Below are 1868 nucleotides of genomic sequence, written 5' to 3' on the forward strand. Positions count from 1 at the left end.
GGACTCAGCTTTGGCAATGACATCAACGTTGATCCAGCGCTTCGATGACTACGGTGCCCTCAACGAGATTTGGATCCCACACTCATTGGAAGAAAGCCGGCAGCGAAGGCCGTTCGCCCCGCACAGCATTATTCTGTTTTTGGAATAGCGACAACCGAAGCCAAAGGCGCCTCGTTGATTGCGAAAAGGTCTACAGCCAAAGGCAAATCGATCTGTGCCGTTCAGCCTGCCGTCGACGGTTTTGCATCAACGTCAAATGCTTGCGCATTCTAGCCGTAACAGGATTTTTCTTGATCTCCCGGTGCACACGTCGTGCACACGCCGACCTCTAACCGATTGAAACCCTTGAACTCCCGCTCCAATCCATCAAGGAAGTTTGAGCTAGGTCCAGCCAGCGGGAGGCAGCCAAATCTAACGCCCCGCATCAACGTCCGCTTTGCCGAAGAGCGGATGACATCGCGTATTATTACGCCCGCAACCAGGCCTCGCCAGTCCCCTTTCAGTTAGCTTGTCAAGCAATCCCGAGACGATTTCGTCCGTTTCGGGAACGTCCAGTGCGCCGGAGCGACCCAATTGAGCGGCCGCACAGCTGCGCACATATATGGACCACGGCTCCGCAACGTTGGATAGTCAATCAATCCAAGAAGCCAGAGCTCGTCAAGGGAGACGCCGCATGCTGAAATCGATCGATCCGCTTTTGAATGCCGATGTTCTCTATGCACTGCGGTCCATGGGGCATGGCGACGATCTCGTGCTCTGTGACACGAACTTTCCGGCCGACGCGGTCGCGCGTCAGACTGTGCTGGGGCGACTGTTGCGCATCGACAACGTCACCGCAAGCCACGCCGCGCGCGCGATCCTGTCGGTGCTGCCGCTCGACAGCTTCGTGGACAAGCCGGCATCCCGCATGGAGATCGTCGGCCAGCCTAACGAAATTCCGCCTGTGCAGAGCGAGGTCCAAGCCGCACTCGATGCGGCGCAGGGCCGGTCTTTTCCGATGGCCTCAGTCGAGCGCTTTGCATTCTACGAGCTTGCGAAGAGATCCTATTGCGTGATCCAGACCGGAGAGCGGCGCTTCTATGGTTGCTTCATCTTCAAGAAGGGCGTCATCCCGCCTGATGTGGTTTGAGGTGAACACCTCAAACCGTCTGGACGACGCGGCTACACGAAGCGTCTGACACAAATACGACGTCGAGATGATGTCGCGCTCGCGGAACCTGCTCATTCACGGTCACCGCGACGGTGATCGGCGCTGCGCGGCCTCCGTCATCTTGCAGCGCGGCATTGCGAGGACTGCGCTCATCATTCACGCATCGACGGCACGCTCGGCCTCAAGTTCACGCGCATTCGTTGACTTTGATATGTGCCGTTGCATACTCGAACCGGCCTCTGCCACCATCGCCACGACGCGAAAGTCCGCCGAGTGTCACGTCATCGAGGTGCATGGGCGAAGTGGACTTCACAAAAGAAGGTCACGCAAAGCAGGTAAAAAAACGGGAGGGTATCGCCGTGAAACAGCACGATCACGATCAGCATTCCGCATTCCAGCCGAACCGGCGAACGGTGCTAAGAGGCGCGGCGAGCGCCGCTGCACTCGGCACCAGCGGCGCACTCGGCACGTTCTCGGAGCTCGCATTGGCGCAGGCCAACCTACGCGCGCAGATCACGCAAGTTCCGGGTGTCGGCAAGGGCGCACCCACGGACGCCGACTGGCAGAAGGTCGGTGAACTCTGCCTCGGCCCGACCAAGGCGAGCATCAAGGAAGGCGAATTCAAGGGCGTCGAGCTCTCGTTCATGGGACTCAACAATCAGAACCTGCATAATCTCCTGTTCCGCGGCTTCCTCAAGCCGTGGGAGGCTTATACAGG

Annotated in this window: 1 protein-coding gene and 1 pseudogene; both read left to right on the top strand. The window is 58.6% G+C overall.

What is annotated here, in order from left to right; all coding sequences use genetic code 11:
- Positions 1-673 precede the first annotated feature (673 nt).
- Positions 674-1129: an RbsD/FucU family protein gene (locus tag AC1D00_RS39255; RefSeq protein WP_477014376.1), complete on the top strand. Its 456-nt coding sequence runs from the start codon at positions 674-676 to the stop codon at positions 1127-1129.
- 314 nt (positions 1130-1443) lie between these two features.
- A pseudogene (locus AC1D00_RS39260) lies at positions 1444-1868 on the top strand (hypothetical protein); the annotation flags it as partial.

It is taken from the genome of Bradyrhizobium sp. P2_E8 (genome assembly GCF_056403875.1).

Excerpts from the sequence above, each read along its gene's own strand:
- AC1D00_RS39255 (WP_477014376.1), top strand. The coding sequence starts at position 674 with ATGCTGAAATCGATCGATCCGCTTTTGAATGCCGATGTTCTCTATGCA.